The organism is Methanobacterium sp. (assembly GCF_016217785.1).
In the GTDB taxonomy this organism is placed as follows: domain Archaea; phylum Methanobacteriota; class Methanobacteria; order Methanobacteriales; family Methanobacteriaceae; genus Methanobacterium.
This window is the reverse complement of sequence record NZ_JACRGA010000025.1, coordinates 135,668-153,289: the sequence shown is the minus strand read 5'-3', so window position 1 is coordinate 153,289 and position 17,622 is coordinate 135,668. Positions and strand designations below refer to the sequence as shown.

18 protein-coding genes are annotated in these 17,622 nt (G+C 41.1%); 8 read left to right on the top strand and 10 right to left on the bottom strand.

All coding sequences use genetic code 11. From position 1 onward, the window contains the following. The first annotated feature begins 434 nt into the window (after nt 1–434). On the top strand, nt 435–1,604 hold the full coding sequence (locus HY987_RS10085; protein WP_292758159.1) for an oligosaccharide repeat unit polymerase family protein: 1,170 nt from the start codon (nt 435–437) through the stop codon (nt 1,602–1,604). A gap of 202 nt (nt 1,605–1,806) precedes the next feature. Here HY987_RS10085 and HY987_RS10080 read toward each other — a convergent pair whose 3' ends face one another. Next, complete coding sequence (locus HY987_RS10080) at nt 1,807–2,346, bottom strand: hypothetical protein (RefSeq protein WP_292758157.1); 540 nt, start codon at nt 2,344–2,346, stop codon at nt 1,807–1,809. Between the two features lie 175 nt (nt 2,347–2,521). Between HY987_RS10080 and HY987_RS10075 the strand changes: the two genes are divergently transcribed. After that, nucleotides 2,522–3,352, top strand: coding sequence for a F420-dependent methylenetetrahydromethanopterin dehydrogenase (locus HY987_RS10075; protein ID WP_292758155.1), 831 nt, complete (start codon nt 2,522–2,524; stop codon nt 3,350–3,352). 138 nt (nt 3,353–3,490) lie between these two features. Continuing rightward, nucleotides 3,491–4,687 (top strand): HD domain-containing protein, encoded by a 1,197-nt coding sequence (locus tag HY987_RS10070; RefSeq protein WP_292758153.1) that lies wholly within the window; start codon nt 3,491–3,493, stop codon nt 4,685–4,687. 100 nt (nt 4,688–4,787) lie between these two features. On the opposite strand, the gene HY987_RS10065 is transcribed toward HY987_RS10070, so the two are convergent. From HY987_RS10065 to HY987_RS10025, 9 genes are all read right to left on the bottom strand, one after another. Continuing rightward, nucleotides 4,788–5,261, bottom strand: coding sequence for an NAD(P)H-dependent oxidoreductase (locus HY987_RS10065; protein ID WP_292758151.1), 474 nt, complete (start codon nt 5,259–5,261; stop codon nt 4,788–4,790). A 104-nt stretch (nt 5,262–5,365) separates the two neighbouring features. Then, nucleotides 5,366–5,983 (bottom strand): TMEM175 family protein, encoded by a 618-nt coding sequence (locus HY987_RS10060; protein WP_292758149.1) that lies wholly within the window; start codon nt 5,981–5,983, stop codon nt 5,366–5,368. A 10-nt stretch (nt 5,984–5,993) separates the two neighbouring features. After that, a complete protein-coding gene (hisB, locus tag HY987_RS10055; RefSeq protein ID WP_292758147.1) occupies nt 5,994–6,572 on the bottom strand; it encodes an imidazoleglycerol-phosphate dehydratase HisB in 579 nt (192 codons plus the stop codon). Beyond that, nucleotides 6,535–6,762, bottom strand: a complete 228-nt coding sequence (locus tag HY987_RS10050; protein WP_292758145.1) for a ferredoxin family protein — start codon at nt 6,760–6,762, stop codon at nt 6,535–6,537. Before HY987_RS10050 ends, hisB begins: the two co-directional genes overlap by 38 nt. Nucleotides 6,763–6,925: 163 nt before the next feature. Continuing rightward, nucleotides 6,926–7,522, bottom strand: a complete 597-nt coding sequence (locus HY987_RS10045) for a flavodoxin family protein (RefSeq protein WP_292758144.1) — start codon at nt 7,520–7,522, stop codon at nt 6,926–6,928. Between the two features lie 352 nt (nt 7,523–7,874). Then, nucleotides 7,875–8,480 carry a hypothetical protein gene (locus HY987_RS10040; protein WP_292758142.1) on the bottom strand — a complete coding sequence of 202 codons (606 nt, stop codon included), beginning with the start codon at nt 8,478–8,480 and terminating at the stop codon, nt 7,875–7,877. Between the two features lie 14 nt (nt 8,481–8,494). Beyond that, nucleotides 8,495–9,010 carry a hypothetical protein gene (locus tag HY987_RS10035; RefSeq protein ID WP_292758140.1) on the bottom strand — a complete coding sequence of 172 codons (516 nt, stop codon included), beginning with the start codon at nt 9,008–9,010 and terminating at the stop codon, nt 8,495–8,497. A gap of 484 nt (nt 9,011–9,494) precedes the next feature. Beyond that, nucleotides 9,495–10,715, bottom strand: a complete 1,221-nt coding sequence (locus HY987_RS10030) for a bifunctional 5,6,7,8-tetrahydromethanopterin hydro-lyase/3-hexulose-6-phosphate synthase (protein WP_292758138.1) — start codon at nt 10,713–10,715, stop codon at nt 9,495–9,497. Between the two features lie 191 nt (nt 10,716–10,906). Then, nucleotides 10,907–12,199 (bottom strand): TrpB-like pyridoxal phosphate-dependent enzyme, encoded by a 1,293-nt coding sequence (locus tag HY987_RS10025; RefSeq protein ID WP_292758136.1) that lies wholly within the window; start codon nt 12,197–12,199, stop codon nt 10,907–10,909. Between the two features lie 282 nt (nt 12,200–12,481). Between HY987_RS10025 and HY987_RS10020 the strand changes: the two genes are divergently transcribed. The 5 genes from HY987_RS10020 to HY987_RS10000 all read left to right on the top strand — a co-directional run bounded on the left by HY987_RS10020 (nt 12,482) and on the right by HY987_RS10000 (nt 17,595). Beyond that, nucleotides 12,482–13,501 carry a DUF1786 domain-containing protein gene (locus tag HY987_RS10020; protein ID WP_292758134.1) on the top strand — a complete coding sequence of 340 codons (1,020 nt, stop codon included), beginning with the start codon at nt 12,482–12,484 and terminating at the stop codon, nt 13,499–13,501. Between the two features lie 9 nt (nt 13,502–13,510). Then, nucleotides 13,511–14,158 carry a PHP domain-containing protein gene (locus tag HY987_RS10015; protein WP_292758132.1) on the top strand — a complete coding sequence of 216 codons (648 nt, stop codon included), beginning with the start codon at nt 13,511–13,513 and terminating at the stop codon, nt 14,156–14,158. Nucleotides 14,159–14,273: 115 nt separating this feature from the next. Further along, nucleotides 14,274–15,068: a DUF63 family protein gene (locus tag HY987_RS10010; protein ID WP_292758130.1), complete on the top strand. Its 795-nt coding sequence runs from the start codon at nt 14,274–14,276 to the stop codon at nt 15,066–15,068. Between the two features lie 104 nt (nt 15,069–15,172). Beyond that, entirely contained in the window at nt 15,173–16,690 is a 1,518-nt protein-coding gene (locus HY987_RS10005) for a 2-isopropylmalate synthase (RefSeq protein WP_292758128.1), read from the top strand. 131 nt (nt 16,691–16,821) lie between these two features. Continuing rightward, nucleotides 16,822–17,595: a response regulator gene (locus tag HY987_RS10000; protein ID WP_292758126.1), complete on the top strand. Its 774-nt coding sequence runs from the start codon at nt 16,822–16,824 to the stop codon at nt 17,593–17,595. Nucleotides 17,596–17,622 lie beyond the last annotated feature (27 nt).

Below are 17,622 nucleotides of genomic sequence, written 5' to 3'. Positions count from 1 at the left end.
TACAGTAGAATGTATTAGGGAATTTTATCTTGACTTGATGCTCGTTTGCATTGAAAGTAGAGTTATTTTTCTACTGTAGAACACAAATATTGTTTTCAGTTACAATACTGCACCATTAATTGGTCCAATACCTACGCAATTCTTCTACTGTAGAACAAGATTAAGGTTAATTCTAGGGTCAAAATTATGTATATGCTAGTCTACGATGAAATTTACTAGTCAATGGTGGATTCATCCCATGACTAAAAAGCTTTATAAACAAAAGGAATAAAGGAATTAGACAAATAATACTAAATAAATTTCTTAAAGCTTGAAATAATTCCCAACAAGAAAAAATTCTGATATTTTATTCAAGTTACTTACAACATGTAAATTTTGATTTCATGGTATAATTTAATAGAATAAACTAGTAGTAACATTTTAGGAGAATAATTATGAAGTTTAAAAGTGTGGATCTATTTTCACCCTATATTCTGGTGGTTATCATTGCTTTGTACATAGCACTGGCAGCAATAGCATACCAGGAACACCTGAGAAACCTTCAGTGGATTTCCAACACCACCTGGGCCTACGTTTTAATGGGAACTCTATTTTTCATTGCAGGTGTTTTCGTCCCTAAATTCATTTATAATCATAGTGAAAAACTTAAATCCATTCTGGGAGGTTCCAATGTTACTGAAGAGAATTCCGCACCGTGGTACAATAAACTCCGGATCCTACTGGATGAGCGGGTGGTACTGGCTGCAGTACTCATTGGCATATTCCTCCAAATCCTGAACCTCTACCTTTTAGGAGGTATACCTATCTTAAGCGGGTACTTGAAGTTCAAGGCCACCACGGACTTATGGCGCATTTCATACCCCATATTCCTCCCGGCAATCACCATTCTCCTGGCAAAATATCCACGCAAATGGTATTATCTTCTTTTCATCATAGGCCTGGGAGTCTTTGCTATTAACGGCTACCGAACCACCACCATGGCCATACTCATCAGTGGTTTTATAACCTTATATTACACCCGGAAAATGAAAACCAGCCACATACTGATTTCAATCTTGTTAATTGGTTTAGTGGGGGTAGCAGCAGGTTACATCGCGGTAATGTCCATTCAATGGCAACAATGGAGTTTAAACCCGTTACAACTCGTTGCGTATCGTGCTGGCTTTACCATGATGGTTTTTGACAAAATCGTGCACATGGCTGGAGCTACCGGAGGCGACCTATTCCACCAGGCACTCTCCACAGGACATCCTAGGGTCACAGTGGGGCAGGTTGTCCTTAACTACCCTGTATCCGGGAGCACACCCACCACCAGCATAACTTCAACCATATTCGGACCAGCAGTACTGGACTTTGGATTCTATGCCATGGCCATACAGATGTTTATAATTGGAGCAGTACTGCAGGTCATCTACGCCACCCAAGTTAAAGCTAACGGGGCATTCACTGCATTATATGCAATCGTGTTAACCCATACCATGATATGGGTGGAAACAGGCCCCACCGATAGTGTGGTTTACCTGTTCTATTTACTGGCCTTAGTTGCGGTGGTTATATATGCAACTCAACTAGTGAGAAATTCAAAAAGAGCCATAGTAAATTAAATCCATTCAATTAATATTTCCACATTCAATTAATTATTTCCAGATTGCAAGGCCCATAAACTTTTATTTTATTTTTAAAATAAGTAAATGGGAATTTTTTTACACTGGAAATGTATGTCTCTTTTTTAAATTTAGTAATTTTTACAGTTACAATCCTTTTATTTAAAGTACCCTTCAAAATGTTTGATAGTAATTAACTCACTTATTGAACACGGATACTATCAATAATAGTCTCAAAACTCTGTTTTTCTTCATTGTAATCTTTAGTGGGAACTGTGGTTAGAATGGTAAATGTATTGTTATTTTTCACAAAGAGTATTTCTTCGTGTCTCATCTGGTTAAAAAAGAACATAATATCATTACCCTGCAATATGGTTCGGTATGCTGTTTGATTGTTTAATATGAGGGTATCTTCTGATATCTTTTTCCAACCAGGATAGACGGTGTAATTTTTCTGGTGAAGAACTCCTTCTTCAGACATACCGTAATTGGGGGTTATCATAATCTGTAGTTGAGTATAGTAATCCTTGGTAACAATGATGTTTTGGTTTTCATTGTCAATTGAAACACTCACCTGCCAGTTACCAGGATATGAAAAATTAACACCATTATAAGAAAAATTTTTAGTTATATCCTGGGAATTGTTGCGATTATCATTGTTGTTAATGGTTATGCAGCCAGATGTCAAAACCACAAAAACCAGAAATCCAATTATTAAAAAATAGCCATTCGAATGATTCATAAGTACTTCACCACTGGAAAATAGCATTTTATTATATTTAAAATATGCTATGTCCTATTAAAGAAGAGGATCCCAACTTTTTACAGGCCCCTGTAATCTCCTATATAAATCTTCCCCTAATAATTAAATGAAAAAATACTTATGCCGATCTCTCAAATAGCAAATCGGTGATAATATGGTTGTAAAAATAGGAGTTATTAAATGCGGTAACATAGGTACCTCTCCAGTTCTTGACTTAGTCTTAGACGAGAGGGCCGACAGGCCTAACATAGATGTTAGAGGAGTCAGTTCTGGAGCAAAGATGAACCCAGAACAGATTGAAGAAGTTGTACCAAAAATAATGGATTACGACCCTGATTTCGTAATATTCATCAGCCCAAACCCAGGTGCTCCTGGACCAGCTAAGGCCCGAGAACTATTATCTGGAATGGACGTCCCAGCATTAATCATTGGTGACGCTCCTGGAATGGGTAAAAGGGAAGAAATGGATGAACAAGAATTAGGATACATCGTAGTTCTGGGCGACCCAATGATCGGAGCTCGAAGAGAATTCCTGGACCCAACTGAAATGGCCTCATTCAACGCCGATGTAATAAAAGTACTAGCCGCCACCGGTGCTTACCGAGTGGTACAGGAAACCATCGACGGAATGATCGCTGCAGCTGAAGCAGGAGACGCAATTGAACTACCAAAAGTAGTCATCGACGCTGCTAAAGCCACAGAAACCGCCGGATTCGCCAGCCCCTACGCCAAAGCAAAAGCAATGGCTGCTTATGAAATGGCTGCTAAAGTGGGTGACATTGACCTCAAAGGCTGTTTCATGGTTAAAGAAATGGAAAAATACGTACCAATCGTGGCTTCAGCCCACGAACTCATTGCTACAGCTGCCAAACTGGCCACTGAAGCACGTGAGATTGAAAAAGCTAACGACACCGTTCTACGTAAACCACACGGTCCTCAGGGCCAGACAATGTCCAAAACCGTGTTAGTTTCCAAACCAGAATAAGTCTATTAAAAAACAGTCCTTACAGGACTGTATCTTTTTTTATTTTAATTCTTACTTTTGATTCATTGTACATCTGGAAAATTAATAATATCATTATTATTTAATATTACTTTATACATAACAAAGCATGGTGTATAAATGATCGAAAATATCATAGAACGCTTCTCCAAAGCAGCCAGTATGCAACGATGGAACGACCATATCCGTCCAGTGGAATTTACGGAACTGGATAAACAGGCCCATAAAATGGTAATTGCCTATGTAATCGGCAGGTTTGAAGAAGACCGTATGGGACCGGGTAGTGTTGACTGGATAGCACTCATCGAAGGGGGAATCTTTGAATTTCTCCATAGAACAGTTTTAACCGATATTAAACCGCCTGTCTTTCATCGTATGATGAAAGAAAAGGGTGAAGAACTTAATAAACACGTTTTCCAGAAGCTTGAAATTGATATGGAAGGTCTGGATCCTGATTTCCAGGGACGATTTAAAAATTATTATCTGAAGAGTCCCAACACACTGGAAAGGCGCATACTAAGGGCAGCTCACTACTTGGCAACCCAGTGGGAGTTCAAGATCATCTACCACACTGCACCTTTCATCTACGGCATTGAAAAAACCAAAGAAAATATTGAAAACCAGATCGAAGATCATTACGATCTAATTGGAGTGCAGAAGATCCTCCTGGGTAAGAAATCATTTGGATTCGTCGACCTCTGCGGACAGCTTCGCTTCCAGAAACGATGGGCACATATTCCCCGCATACCCGAAACATCGGTACTGGGGCACATGTTCATTGTGGCTGCCACCAGCTATCTATGCACCCTGGAGATGGGCATCGAAGCATGCCCGAAAAGATTCTACAACAACTTCTATGCTGGTCTCTTCCATGATCTGCCGGAAGTCCTAACCAAGGACATCATATCCCCGGTTAAAGGTTCGGTAGAGGGACTTAAGGAAATTATTAAGGATTATGAAGATTTCCAGATGAAAGAAGAGCTTCTACCCCTCTTGCCCAGGCCATGGCACACAGATATGAAATATTTTTCAGAATCAGAATTTGAAAACAAGATACAGGAGAACCAGGAAGTTAAACATGGTTTCAGCTTTAGAGATATCAATGAAAAGTACAACCAGGATAACTTCTCTCCCCTGGATGGAGAACTCCTCCATGCTGCGGATCGCCTGGCTGCCTTTATTGAGGCAAAACTCTCCATTGATCATGGGATAAAATCAGCTGAACTGGAAGAAGCCGCAGAAAATATATACTCCGATTATGACGGGCGGAAGATATCCGGTATTGATTTTGGTAGGATATTTAATTACTTCCTATAAGATTGATCCTGAATTTTTTAGAAAATAAAAAAAAATAGAAATAATCAAGAGAATGAATACATCTCCATATTCATTCATTTTTACTATCCCTTGATTATAATTATTCAGTCTTGAATTTCCCGGAAAAATCCTGTACAATGGCTTCCCATTCACCACTTTTCTGTGCCTTGCCCCCAATGGCCACTTTGTCGATAAATTCCATTCCTTGGGCTTCTAAGTTTTCACGGATTTTTATGGTGGCGGTTTGGTTACCATCCCCTCCCATGGTTACCAGAACCGCGCATTTTTTACCAGAAACATTTTCCAACTCTTCCAGGTACTGGTTAACACCGGGCGTGGTGCGGCCGGCCCACACAGGACTGCAAACAATCAAACAATCATAATCGGCTATGTCAGTTATACAGGGTTTTATGGGCCATTTCTTCTCCAGGTAGGCATGAATAGCTTTTATGAGATACCATCTGTCTTTAACAGGTTCTATACGGGTGAAATCAGCATTTATTAACTCCTGTAATTTCTGAGCCACAGTCAATGTGTTCCCAGAATAGGAGTAACAGGCGATCAGTGTTTTCATTTTTTAACCTCCATCATATATTTTTGACTTTAATCTTTTGACTTTAAATTATAATTACTTAATCATGTTATTAAAACCAAGAAAGCCTTTATTGACTTTGTAGGTTAGGTTTTATTATTGGACCATAACTTTCGGCCCACAAGGGAAAAGACGGGGATCATGAATAAAATAACCATACTCCACTTTGGATTAATGAAAGTAAATAATATGGTCACAGAAATCACAATGGGCATGAATAAAAGACTTCGCTTGATATAAGGGTAATATGGTTTCACTTTTTCAGATATCAGACCCCTATCAAGAGAGTAGCTCCAGATTATGTAGAAAAATAAGCCGATGAAAAGGAGGTTAAAGTCAAATATCAGTTGTGCAAGTTGATATTCTGGAAATTGGGCTATTATTGAGGTTGATAATGGTAATAGTGCAATGAACATCAGCCAGAATATGTTTAACCAGATCAGGGTGAAGTTGCTTTTTTTAACCAAGTAGAACATGTGATGGTCCACCCAGAACACGGCCAGGAGGAGAAAACTCAGAAAATACACCGCAAATTTAGGAATGATCTCGGAAGTGGTTTGCACGAACAGATCCGCAGTGTGTATGGGTCCGACGGGTATCTGAATGGTTACTACCAATATGGTCATGGCAATGGCGAAGAGACCATCAGTCAGGGTTTCCACTCGTCTGGTGGGAATTAACAAACCCTCAGGATATTGACTCATCAATCCTCCCTTAAATCACGCCCTTGGTACTGGGAACCCGGTCATGAACCACCCTGGTTGCATCGTGCAGTGCACGGGCCAGGGCTTTGAAAATGGCTTCCACCTGGTGATGGTCGTTTTCACCTTCACATCGGGCGTGAAGGTTCATTTTCCCGGTCTGAGCCAGTGACTCTAAAAAGTGACCCACGTTCTCAGTGCTGAGGTCACCTACCTGGTCCTGGTGGAAGTTCATATCTAGGACACTGTAGCTGCGCCCGGATAGGTCCACGGCCACCATGGCCAGAGATTCGTCCATGGGTACCAGTGAATGGGCCATTCTTCTTATTCCTTTTTTATTCCCTAATGCTTCTTGCAGGGCTTCACCCAGGACTATTGCCACGTCTTCTACGGTATGGTGGTCGTCTATTTCAATATCTCCCTGGGCTTCTACTTTCAGATCAAAAAGACTGTGCCTGGTGAATGATTCTAACATGTGGTTTAAAAACTGGATCCCGGTTTCCACCTGGTACTCTCCTGTGCCATCCAGATCTAGCTCAACAATTATGGTGGTTTCAGAGGTCTTTCTCTGTATCTTGCTTTCCCGGTTCATTTGGATCATCCCTCACTATAAGTATTGCACCTTCCGGACACTTGGAAGCGCAGATTGTGCACAGGTGACAGTAACGAAGATTGGTGGCCATGGCCTTCTTATCCACATCCCATATCTTGGCTCCCTTAGGACACTCTTCCTTACAGATTCCACAGCCAGTGCATTTTTCCGCATCTACTTCTATTCTCATAATACGCTCCTAATAACTTATAAGTTATAACTTATCATTAATATTTGAAAATTCATATACGGGGGTTTAGCCTTTTTAAGAGGTTAAAAATCATTTGCTAATTATAACTTATAACTTATACCATATTACTTTAATTATTTCACGAGTAATAACTAAACATTCATCAGTCCTTTTGGTATATTTCCAGAAATTCCTGGAACCTGTTCAGGGTTTTCTTGAGACTTCGGAAACCCTCTTCATCTTCTTTTACTCCTTTTAAAGTGTCTTGGGACCAGAAATTGGCTCCAAGATTGGATCCAAATGGTCCTCCACTAACTGGTATGGTCCCATTAAGAATATAAAAAGTCATAATCTGTTGTATGGCCAGTTCCTGACCCCCAACACGATCCCCGCCCACGGCAATGGCCATGCCTACTTTGTGTTTCAGGAAGTTTATATCCACAGCTGCTGCGGCACGGGTCCTATCCATAACCGCTTTGATTTGAGCGCTAACTCCCCCATTGTAAATAGGAGTGGCCATTATGATTCCTTTAACATCTTTAAAAATAGGATAGAGTTGGTACATATCATCTTTGACTATGCATTCCTTTTTCCGCAGACAGTAATCACAATTCCTGCAGGGGCTAATATCTTTCCCCCTAACAGTGAACAATTCGGTTTCATAACCCTTTTCTTCCAGGGTATTCAGAGCCTCAGTTAGGACGTACTCTGTGGCCTGTTTCCTTGGGCTTCCGCTTATTCCTAAAATTACTTTTTGCACTGATAATTCCCCCACATCAGATATAATTTGAATTTATTAAGTTTTAACTTTTTTCTTATTTACATTTAGTATGATGTATTTTGATTATACTTGCACTATGGACTTGTAAATGAATAGATCAAGAAAATAATGGAATCTTTAATAACTAATTGGGCACTGTAATAGGGATGACTCATAAAACTTGACGTGCACATCCTATTATAAAAATTAGTGAATTTAATTGATTATAGAGATTGAAAAGTGGATAAAAAATGATTTTTCAGATTAATTCCATTTTTAACAATTTCTGGCGGAAAAAAATGTAAATTTTTGTGCACTGTAGGTTTTGTGCACTGTAGACCCGGTGGTAAAATCAATTTTGTCTTGGATGTGGATTCATGACATCATCCACGGTGAGACCGTTTGCTTCCAGTTGAGGAGTCCACTGTGCATTAGCAATTTCCACAAACATCTCTTTGGGAATGTCAGGTTCAGTATAAATGTTATCACCCGCGGTATCTGAAAGGAACAACTGCAGAAAATGTTTTTTCCCTTCGTCTGTTTTCTTTCGCGCCTCTGGTGGTAGGTGAATGGTAAAAGGGCCGGCTCCAACTCCAAGACCTACTTTCCAGGGAAAACCAACGGCCTCAGCCCAGCACTGGATCCTGCCGAGGGCCCATTTTGTCTGGTATCCTTCGTAAAATCCCAGATTACAGACCGCATACACCGAAGGCTTCTTCTCAGGCGGATATTCTTTGATAAATGCATCCAGTTGTTCTAGATACGAAATAACATGTGAAGGAAGGCTATCATAGTAAAGAGGGAACACAAAAACCAGGCGGTCACAGGAAAGAACTTTATCAAACTGTTCAGGTCTTAATGCATTGAATACAAAAACCTCCCCCTCATCTCCAATTGCCGCTGTCATCTCTTCAATCAGATGAGCGGAAATACTCCCTCTACCTTTTGGGCTGCCCATGATCATGGCGAGTTTCATAATGGAACCTCCTTATAGACATCATTGATGAAATGCAGCTCACCAGTAGTTTTCGGACCCATGTTTGCTTTGTTTGCAATGTAGAGTCCGGTCATCATTTCTTTTTCCCGATGAGTGATGTTATTCCCGTACATGTATACATTAAAATTCGAAGTTCTCTTATCTTTATTCTCCCGCAGGACATGTTTTAATTCACCGTTCCGTATCTCAAAGAACGGGGTACCGCTACCAATTGAGCGGTCAAAGAGGTTCTTTATAAATCTGCTGTATCCCCCATACACACATCTGCTGATGACAATTATTTCTTCTCCGACAAATCGAGTGGGCATATCATTATAACTGTCTTTTATGATGCACTGCATCGGGGTTTTAATCCAGCAGCTGAAACAGCCGATACAGTTTCTTATCGACCCCTCACTTTCAGCAATTATCCTCACATCTTCACGGTTTTTGAGACCTGGAAATGCCTTGAGAAATTCTTCCGGGTCAAGATCATGCACAACAACTTTCATTTTTAATTCTCTCCCTTTTTGTAAGATTCCTCTTTTTGTATAGCTCTGTTTTCAATAGGTCAGTAGTATCTACATAAATTACGATGGGCGGACCCAGCCGCTTACACACAGTTAACAAATGTTACTAACAGCTAACCTAATTAATAAATTCAAACATTTCTACTATATACTGATTTCTATTTTTTCCGGGTGGAGGCGGTAATTATTGTCCAAACTTTTTATTGTAAACATTTTTTATTGTAATAAAATTGTTCCAGTATCTCCAAAATAGCAAAAAAATCGTATAATCGAAGTGGAAAAAATTAGTGAAATTTAATCTGTAATATAATTAAATGGGTAAAAAATTAATATATGGGAAAATAAGTGGATATATGCCTTTTCATAATTCATAGACTTAAAAATGACTATAAATCGCTAATAATTTTATAAAATAAAAAAAAGGGTTGAGCATATTTTGTATGCTCATTAGTTGGATTAGCCTCTATTAAATGGATTCATCTTCATCCAGGGCCAGTCGCATGGTATCTGGGTCCTGGGGCATCTTTTCCAGGAAGTCCTCGGCTGCGTGGCGTACATCTCTGGAACCGATGATGTAACGGCCTACCACGATAATGTCCGCACCACTGTCCAGGGCCTGATCCATCTTTTTGGGTACAATACCTCCAGCAACTGCCACCAGGCCATTATTGCTTAGAATATCCTTGATTTGGTTAATATTACCCCATTCAGTCATAGCTGCCTGTTCTTCACCACGTTCAGCTTTCATGGTTTCCAGATCCACGTTACGGTGCAGGAGGACGATGTCTGGTTTGAAGTTGAGTGTTTCCAGTTTTTCAGTGAAGTTATCCACGTTCATCATGTCCAGTATGGAGTAAATTCCCTGTTTCTGGGCTTCGTGGATTGCTTTTTCAATTGACTCCTGAGTTCCGAGTCCGGAGATAGCCACTGCATCAGCAGTTTCATCTGCAGCCATTTTAACTTCTATACGACCCACATCCAGAGTTTTGAGATCGGCAATGATAAAGGCATCTTTCTTGAGTTCCCTGATCTTACCAACGATTCCCACTCCAAACTTCTTAACCAGTGGGGTTCCTGCTTCTATTAGGATTCTCTCCCGGTCTGGTAGACTGTCGATGATGCGTTCCATTTCCTGCATGTTATCCAGATCAAGAGCCACCTGTAGGTATGGTGGCTTCCATAGTCTGGTTACTTTGAAACCCATTACTGGATGCGCTCCTCTGTCTTTTTCTGCTAATACTTTGTTTACTGATGGATATCCTTCCATTGCTCTTCTAAGGGCTAGTTTGGTTGCTCCGTAGTTGTACTGGTATATTTTACGGTAATCTGATGCTTCAGGGTGAATGAACACACTGATGATTAGAACCATATCCTCGGCATCTTCTTCTGGTAATATGCCTTCGGCAACAGCATCGGCCACTGCTCGGCCCACTGCAGTTTGAGCAGGTCCGAATATTTTGTTAGCATCGTCAAGACAGCGCACACTGACCTTGGGTACTATAAGCGTTGCTGGTTTGGTCATCAGGTTGGGTCTGATGACTGAAAGCAACGGTGTGTGGCCCAGTGAAAGATTTGACATGTTATTCACGAAGGCAGTACCTACTGGTCCGTTTTTATCTCCAATTACTAGATCAATGTGAGCAATTTCATTTCCGTTTCCGATTAAGGCTTCCCCTATCTGGTACATAATCATGATCCTCCAATTTAAGTCTAAATTTATACATTAATTCTATGAATGATGGATTATAAATAGATATATTCTACCAGTCTCAAAATGGCAAATTCCCACCAACCCTGTTGGGAAGGAAAAAAAATAAGAGGGTAGAAAAAATAAAAAAAGATTTTTTTTGGGGGTTAAAAAAAAGTTTAGATAGTGGATTAATCTACTATTTTACCTTCTAAATAATCATCATAACCCGCAAGATCCAGGAGTCCATGTCCAGAGAAGTTAACCACAATGTTTTTCTCTTCACCAGTCTTCTTGCATTCAAGTGCTTCATCTATTCCGACTTTTATGGCATGGCATGTCTCTGGCGCAGGTACTATTCCTTCTGTTCTGGCGAAGGTCACTCCGCTCTTGAAGATATCGTTTTGTTCCACAGCTCTTGCTTCCACAATACCCTGGTTAACTAGGAGGGCCACTAAAGGTGACATACCGTGGTACCTGAGGCCTCCAGCATGGTCTGATGGGGGTATGAAGTCGTGTCCCATGGTGTACATCTTAATGAGTGGGGTAAGTCCGGCAGTGTCTCCGAAGTCGTAACAGTAGTCACCCTGGGTCAGGGTTGGGCAGTGGGATGGTTCGGCGGCAATGAATTTACAGTCGATTTTTTCATCCAGCTGGTCTTTAACGAATGGGAATATGGCTCCAGCGAAGTTACTGCCACCACCAACACAGGCCACCATAACATCTGGAGATTCATCGAATATTTCCAGTTGTTTCTTGGTTTCCTGCCCAATTACAGTCTGGTGTAACATAACGTGGTTTAAAACGCTTCCCAGTGAGTAATTTACTTTTTCATCGTTTAAGGCATCTTCAATTGCTTCGGATATAGCCACTCCCAGGGTTCCAGGATGTTCTGGATTTTCTTTCAGGACTTTTCTACCGAATTCAGTTCTATCGGTGGGTGATGCTAATACCTCCCCATTATAGAGCTGCATGATGGTTTTACGGTAAGGTTTTTGGTTGAAGGATACTTTAACCATGTAAACTGTGCACTCCATATCCATGAGGTTACAGGCCAGTGAAAGAGCGGTTCCCCATTGTCCTGCGCCGGTTTCGGTGGTTAAACGTTCGATACCGTCCTGTTTAGCATAGTATGCCTGTGCTATTGCAGTGTTTAGTTTGTGACTCCCAGTGGGGGAGGTGTCTTCCCTTTTGTAGAATATCTTGGCCGGTGTGTCCAGATGGTCTTCCAGGGCTTTGGCCCTGGCCAGGGGGGTGGGTCGCCCCATCTGTTTGTAGAGATTCCTAACTTCTTTTGGAATCTTTATGTAACGTTCTGTGGATAATTCTTGTTCCAATACTCCTTTGGAGAATATTTTTGGCAAGTTTTCCAGCTGTTTTCCTTCTTCGGTCTGATCGTAGGCAGGGAACTCCACTGGTAAATCCGCGGCGATGTTGTACCATTTTTTGGGAATTTCTTTTTCAGTTAATTTTACACTGTACATGAATTTCACCTCTTAAATTTCCTTGATTTTAAATTTAACCTGAATTCATAATTTTTTTAGAAAATTTCATCTTATTTTGCCCTATTAACATGATTTAATAATAGGAAATACTGAAAAATCAATGAAATAATCTGTGTATTTTTATAGATTTTTTAGATGTTCCTCTATATAATTGTCTGACACAACAATATACTTAACGTACTACTTAAATCTTTGTTGTATATATGTGTACATCAGAATTGGGGTGCAATTCTTATTATAAAAGGGCCTATACAATAAACCATGAAAATACTGGCAATCGATGTGGGTACCGGGACCCAGGACATAATGCTATATGATTCTTATGACTCTATGGAGAATGCAGTGAAGATGGTTCTTCCTTCTCCTACTCAAATAATGGCCAACAGGATAAGAAAACATCACCATGATCTGTTTTTAAGTGGAGAAACCATGGGTGGGGGACCTATCAATAAAGCCATAAAAAATCATCTTGATAAAGGTTATCGGGTGGTGATGACTGAGAATTCGGCCAGAACAGTCCGGGATGACCTGGAAAGGGTAAGGTCTACTGGGGTGGAAATTGTTCCGGACACTGAAAAACATCCTGAAATTCCAGAATTAGAGCTTAAAGATGTTGATTTAACTGCAATCCAGGAAGCTTTATTAAATTTTGATGTGGAACTTGACTTCGACTGTATTGGGGTGGCAGTGCAGGACCATGGTTACCAGGCAGGAACTGGTGACCGAAACTTCCGTTTCCAGAAGATAAGGGAGAAACTTAACATTCCACGGACACCAGAAGAGTTCGCCTATGATGGGGAAGCCCCAGAATATTTCACCCGTATGCAGGGGGTTCTTAGAACATTAAAAGGTTATGAACCAGTTATAATGGACTCTAAATTTGCTTCAATTTGCGGAGCAACTCTGGATCCTCTTGTCAGTGACATGGATAAGTATGTGGCTATTGATGTAGGCAACGGGCATACACTGGCGGCATCTTTCATGGATGGGAAAATTCACGGAGTTTTCGAACATCATACTGGTATTTTAACTCCTAAACGGATAGAAGAACTTGTGAAACGATTATCTGGAGGTATTATCACTCATGAGGAGGTTCATGATGAACATGGTCATGGGGCATGGGTGGTGGATGCAATAGACTCCTATGAATGTGTGGTTGCCACAGGACCAAAGCGCGCTATACTGGCTAAAACAGATTTGAATGTGCACAACGCTGCTCCAGGGGGCGATGTGATGATGACTGGACCTGCAGGACTTATAAAATCCATTAAATCGAGATAGGAGATCCTGATGATTATTGACCCTCACATTCACAGCACCTGTTCTGGAGACTCCACTGCCACGGTGAAAGATATTATTAAGCATTCTCGCAAAATTGGCCTGGATGCAATTGCAATTGCTGATCACAACACTCTTAGGGGTTCTGAGATTGCTTTAAAAGATTTTGGCAGAATGGATGATCTGGTGATCATACCGGCCATGGAAGTTTCCACCAGTAAGGGACACATTGTGGCCCTGGGTATCAGTGAAGAAATACCAAAAGGAATCTCCCCTGAGGAAACAGTGGAACTCATACGTGTTCAGGGAGGGATTGCAGTAGCAGCACACCCATTCGTAACTTACCGGGAAGGATTGTTCACCAATGTGAAATTTGTGGATGTGGATGCCATGGAAACCCTTAACTCTCGTTATATATTTGGATACTCCAACTGGCGAGCTAAGAACATGGCTAAAGAAAGGAACATTCCTCAGATTGGTGCAAGTGACGCACACTTTTTAGGAGCTATTGGTAGCTGTGTCACGGAGGTGGAAGCAGATTTCTCAGTGGATGGGATTATCAAGGGTATTCTTTCCGGGAAGACCAATGTTTTCGGAGACAGAACACCATTACCCCTTATCCTTAAAGAAGTTATTAACAAGAAGATCCGGAGACTTTGAAGATATTTTATAATTTTCCATTTTTTTCGAAAGTCTTGACAAGTTTTTGAATAGGATAACCTGTTTTTGGACATAGTAAGATAAATATAAATATTTTAACACCCTACATAGGGCCATGGTTCTTGATCAAGTCATACAGTACATCCAGGAGAACTTTGTCTACCTGCACCCCGGTTACACCACATTCAATACCATTGTTTTTGGTATTATCCTGGGTCTGGTAATTCTCCTAATCATAAGGATGTTCCGTTGGATAGATAAAGACCCAAAAGACCTTTTTATACCATTAATTCCATTCATATTCTTTGGATCCAGTGCCCGGGCCCTGGTGGATAATGGCATATATCCCTTAACCTACATCCTGGTAACTCCAGGCATATACATATTAACTGGTTTAACAGCCATATTCACCCTTTTAGCATCGGTTTTAATTGAACGCAAGATTGGCTGGGATTATCGCTACATCATATTTGCAGTGGGCGCAGCAATATGTCTACCCAATATCTATTACACTCAACACCTCAATCCTGTGGTAGTATTCCAAGTGCTTGGATCATGGGCTTTAGTTTCTGCTCCATTTGTACTACTGGGTATGAAATGGAGTCTTTTAAAGAATAAATTTAATTTAGGTGTTCTTTTAGCTCATTTACTTGATGCCAGTTCCACTTTTATTGCGGTGGATTATTATGGTTATGGTGAGCAGCACGTCCTGCCCAATGCCCTCACCCAGATGGTGGACAGTGCCATTGTAATGTTTCCCCTTAAAATAGCAGTGATACTGCCTGCCCTCTATATTATCGACACCTATGTGGAAGATAAGACCATTAGGAACATGTTAAAACTGGCTATATTTATTTTGGGACTGGCACCGGGTATCAGGAACTTCCTGAGCCTGGCCATGGGTACCTGATTCTTCTAAAATCAGATTTACAATAAGAATTTTTTTTTTAACATAATTTTTTTATGAAGTCTTATACAAAATACTAATTAATGTCAAACCATAGGGGTCTTCCCATGTACATAGATAAAGTAAAAAAAGAAATGAAAATACCTGAAAAGGTGCGAATATTCGACACCACCCTCCGTGACGGTGAACAAACACCAGGGGTGGCCATAACGCCAGACGAAAAGATAAGAATAGCCAAGAGGCTGGATCGTCTGGGAGTGGATGTTATAGAAGTGGGTTTCCCAGCCTCATCGCTGGGGGAGCAGAAGGCTGCCCGGGAAATCAAAGGTCTGGGACTGAATGCACAAGTATGTGGTTTGGCAAGAGTACTGCAGGAAGACTTAGACGCAGCCCTGGACTCTGACGTGGATTACATTCACACCTTCATTGGCACATCTCCTTTACACAGGGAGTACAAGTTACATATGAATCAGGAAGAAATTCTGACTAAATCAGTGGAAGCTGTGGAGTACATTAAAGATCATGGTATCATAGCCGAGTTTTCAGCAGAAGATGCCACTCGAACTGAATTTGACTTTTTGAAAAACATCTACACTGCGGTGGAGGATGCAGGAGCAGATGTAATCAATGTACCGGACACAGTGGGAGTCATGGTCCCGGCAGCAATGCGACAACTGGTAAACGACCTCAAAAATGTGATAAACATCCCCATCAGTGTGCACTGTCATGATGACTTTGGCCTGGCAGTTGCCAACAGCCTGGCAGCAGTGGAAGCCGGAGCCCAACAAGTCCACGCCACCATCAACGGCTTAGGGGAACGGGCAGGAAACACCTCCTTGGAAGAGGTGGTCATGGCCCTCATGGCCACTTACGGTGTCAAAACTAATATAACCACAGAACTCTTAGTGGGAACCTCAGAACTGGTATCAAGAATCACCGGGGTGAAAATGCCCCCTAACAAGGCCATTGTGGGAGAAAACGCATTTGCCCATGAAGCCGGAATACATGTTCATGGGGTGTTACAGAAGGCTGAAACCTACGAACCAATGAAACCGGAGATGGTAGGACACACTCGCCGTATAGTCATGGGAAAACACACCGGAGCCCGGGCCATAAGATCCAAACTCGATGATTATGATATTGAGATGGATGAAAACCAGTTCTGCAGCCTGTACGACCAGGTGAAGAAGCTGGGGGACAAGGGCAAAATGATCACCGACGCAGATCTCCAGGCACTGGCTGAAACAGTTTTAGGAAAACCTAAGGAAGAAAAGGTCAAACTGGAAGGCTTCACAGTGATGACTGGTGATAATGTACTTCCCACAGCCACAGTTAAACTAAACATGGATGGTAAGATAAAAACCGCTGCAAAAACAGGTGTGGGTCCAGTTGATGCTGCCATTAATGCAATACAGGACCTAGTTAGGGAAACTGCTGATATTGAACTTAAAGAATACCATATTGAAGCAATAACTGGTGGTACCAATGCCCTGGCCGAGGTGTTTGTAATAATGGCTGATGGTGAAGGTAACAGTGCCACTGGACGTTCAACTGTGGAAGATGTGGTTATGGCCAGTGTTGAAGCTGTTTTAGATGCGATTAACAAAATTCTGATTGCAAGATAGAGATCACATATCACTTGGAAGTGGATAAACAAGCACGCAGAATCATTATAAGATGGCAATGATATAATTAACAAATAATTAATCAGTTAACAGTAAATAATGTTTTATAAATATCAGGAGCACAGATAACCATGGCCAGTGCAACTATTCTGGTGGTGGAAGATGAAAGAATCACCGCTGAAGATATCCGGGCAGGACTGGAGTTTGCAGGTTACAAAGTACCAGTAATATGTTCTACAGGTGAAGATGCCGTTCACCAAGCTGGACGAATTGAACCAGATTTAGTCCTGATGGATATTAAATTAGAGGGTGAAATGGATGGTATTGAAGCAGCTGCCCAGATAAGAAAATTGTATGACATCCCGGTAATTTATTTAACAGCTTATTCTGATGAAAAAACGGTTGAAAGAGCAAAATTAACAGAACCATCTGGATTTTTGGTTAAAGGGCAGGGAATGTTAAGTAAACCATTTGATGAGAACGAACTCCATGCTGCTATAGAAATCACCTTATATCGCCATCAGATGGAAAAGGAACATGACCAGATTTCATCGGCCATGTTACTGAAAACCAGTGAAGCGGTGATTGCAACCAATTCCACTGGTCAGATCAGATTCATTAATACCCTGGCTGAGAAAATAACTGGCTGGACTAAAGATGATGCACTGGGTAAGGATTTAGAAGAAGTTTTTCTACCTCTCGCTGAAATAAATGACGAATCATCCCTGGAAGATGTCCTGACCAGTGAGGGAACACCAGAAATAACTTCACGTGATGGGTCACGTTTCGCTATTCAGGGCACTGTAACTCCTATAAAAGATTACAAACACAAAATAAATGGTATGGTGGTGTCTTTTCAAGTTCAAAACGATGGTGAACAATATTTAAAAAACAGTGTTAATTGAGGGTTAGGGTAGATTAGTGGGGGAGTA